The organism is Asanoa sp. NPDC050611 (assembly GCF_040654855.1).
Taxonomy (GTDB): domain Bacteria; phylum Actinomycetota; class Actinomycetes; order Mycobacteriales; family Micromonosporaceae; genus Asanoa.
This window is the reverse complement of record NZ_JBFAIU010000590.1, coordinates 1-2,520: the sequence shown is the minus strand read 5'-3', so window position 1 is coordinate 2,520 and position 2,520 is coordinate 1. Positions and strand designations below refer to the sequence as shown.

Genomic DNA, 2,520 nt, shown 5'->3' with positions numbered 1-2,520 from the left:
GTGGTCAGATGTTCTGGCTGACGCCGGGGCTGCCCAACTCGCTGGCGCCCGGCAAGCGGCCGCGGACCACGCTCACCCCGTCGTTCGCGCTGCGTGACGGCGCGCCGTACCTCGCCTTCGGCACGCCGGGCGGCGACCAGCAGGACCAGTGGTCGCTGCTGTTCTTCCTGCGTCATGTCCATCATGGACTCGACATCCAGGCGGCCGTCGACGCGCCGGCCTGGCACACCACGCACTTCCCGTCGTCGTTCTACCCGCGCGAGTCGTACCCGGCGCAGGTGCACGTCGAGTCGCGGGCCGATCCGGCGACCATCGAGGGTCTGCGGGCGCGCGGTCACGAGGTGGTCGTCGCCGAGCCGTGGTCACTGGGCCGCGTCAGCGCCGCCGGGCGCGCGGCGGACGGGATGCTCAAGGCGGCGGCCGACCCGCGCGGGATGCAGGGTTACGCGGTCGGGCGCTGACGCGAGCCGGGATCGGGGGCGGCGGCCACCGCCTCGCGGCGGGTGAGCCGCCCGCCGGTGGTGAAGGCGCGGTCGAAGTCCGTCGTGCCGAGCGCCGTGCGGAGCCGGTTCGCCAGCTCGGCCTCCGGTCGCCGCAGCGACGGCCACACCCGCAGGCCGGCCCGGCGGCGCATCCCGTCGGCCGCGCCGACCAGCAGCGCCGACCGTTCCTGGTTGCCCTCCACGAACGCGAGCTGCGCGAAGACGCCGAGGCAGAGCGTCACGAGCTGGGTGCTGTAGGCCGCCAGGGCGAGGTCGAGCCCCTCGTCGAGCAGGGCCCGGGCGTCCTCGGGCCGGCCGCGGACCAGCGCCAGCGTGCCCAGCAGCACCTGGGAGGTGGCCGCCAGCCAGGCGTTGTCGAGCCGGGAGCCGAGGTCGTGGGCGTGGCGCAGGTGGTGCAGCGCGTCGTCGTAGCGGCCCGTGGTCGTCTCCAGCGAGCCGGCGGTGAGCGCGGCCGACGCGGTGCCGAGCGGCTCGTCCTGGCTCTCGAACTCGGCGAGCGCGGCCTGCGCCTCCCGCAGGGCGCCCTCGACATCGGCGACCATCGTCGAGGTCCACGCCATCGCGAGCTGACAGGCGGCGTGCAGGTAGGGATCCTCGACGTCGGACAGCAGCGGCGCCAGCCGCTCGCGGGCCGCGAGGGCACCGCGGTCGTCGCCGACCTCCCGCGCGGTGACCGCCGCGGTCCACAGCAGCTCGGCGCGCGCCTGGGTGTCCAGCGTGTCCACTGTGGGCATGAGCTGGTCGATCCAGGCCTGTGCCTCGCCCAGGTGGTCCCGCTGCGACCAGAACGGCCAGAGCACGCGGAACAGGTGGGGCAGCGGCCGCTGGTCGTGCTCCAGGTACCAGCGGACGGCGGCGGACAGGTTGCCGGCCTCGGCCTGCAGCCGCTCCACCCACTCGCGCTGGCCGGCGCCGCGCAGCCGGCGATCGGCCTGGCGGGCCAGCGCCTGGTAGTGGTCGGCGTGGCGGCGGCGGATCCGGTCGGCGTCGGGGCGGGCCGCGAGCCGCTCGGCGACGAAGGTGCGGACGGTCTCCAGCATCCGGCACCGGGTGCCCAGCTCGGTGTGGTCGAGCTGGATCAGGCTGTGCCGCGCCAGCGCGTCGGTGAGGTCGACGGTCTGGTTCTCGCCGAGGTTGGCGACGTCCGCCGCCGCGTCGACGGTCCAGCCGTCCAGGAAGACCGCGGTCGTCTCCAGCAACGCGCGCTCCGGCCCGTCGAGCAGGTCCACGCTCCACTCGACCGTCGCGCGCAGGGTCCGGTGCCGCTGCGGCACGTCCATCGCGCCCGTGCCCAGGGCGTCGAGCGAGGTGGTCAGCCGGGTCAGCAACGACACTGGGTCGAGCAGCCGCGTACGCGCGGCGGCCAGCTCGATCGCGAGCGGCAGCCCTTCGAGCCGGCGGCAGATCTCGGCCACCGCGACCGCGTTGCGCTCGGTGAGCGTGAAGTCGTAGCGCACCGCGCGGGCACGGTCGACGAACAGCGCCACGGCCGGCGTCGCGGCCAGCTCCTCGACGGACATCGAGCCGGGCTCGCTGGGCAGCGGCAGCGGCGGCACCGGGTACTCCCGTTCGGCCCTCAGCTCCAGCACGGTGCGGCTGGTGGCCAGGACCGTCACGCCAGGGCAGCGCGCGAGCAGCTCGCCAAGGTCCGCGGCCGCGTCGAGCACCTGCTCCAGGTTGTCGAGGATCAGCAGCCAGCGCTCGTCGCCGAGGTGGCCGGTCAGTGCGCGCAGCGGCGTCTCCGAACCGGCCAGGTCCACCCCGACCTGCCGGGCGATGCTGGCGACGACCTGCTCGGGCTCGGTCGCGCCGGCCAGCGGGACGAACACGACGCCGCCGGAGAAGCGGTCGCGCAACCGCTCGGCGGCGGCGACGGCCAGCCGGGTCTTGCCCACGCCACCCGGCCCGGTCAGCGTCACCAGCCGCTCGTCGGGGCGCGCGAGCAGGCCCGCCACCTCCTGGATGGCCCAGCCCCGGCCCACCAGCGTGGTCCGCCCGACCGGCAGCGGCTGCGGCC

2 protein-coding genes are annotated in these 2,520 nt (G+C 75.6%); one reads left to right on the top strand and one right to left on the bottom strand.

Annotation, left to right across the window (positions count from 1 at the left end; genetic code table 11):
• Positions 1 to 461, top strand: a 461-nt coding sequence (locus AB0H87_RS40625) for a gamma-glutamyltransferase (RefSeq protein ID WP_360158820.1), incomplete at its 5' end; no start/stop codon positions are given.
• Here AB0H87_RS40625 and AB0H87_RS40620 read toward each other — a convergent pair.
• Positions 443 to 2,520, bottom strand: a 2,078-nt coding sequence (locus AB0H87_RS40620) for an AAA family ATPase (RefSeq protein WP_360158817.1), incomplete at its 5' end; no start/stop codon positions are given. The two genes, AB0H87_RS40625 and AB0H87_RS40620, sit on opposite strands and share 19 nt — an antisense overlap.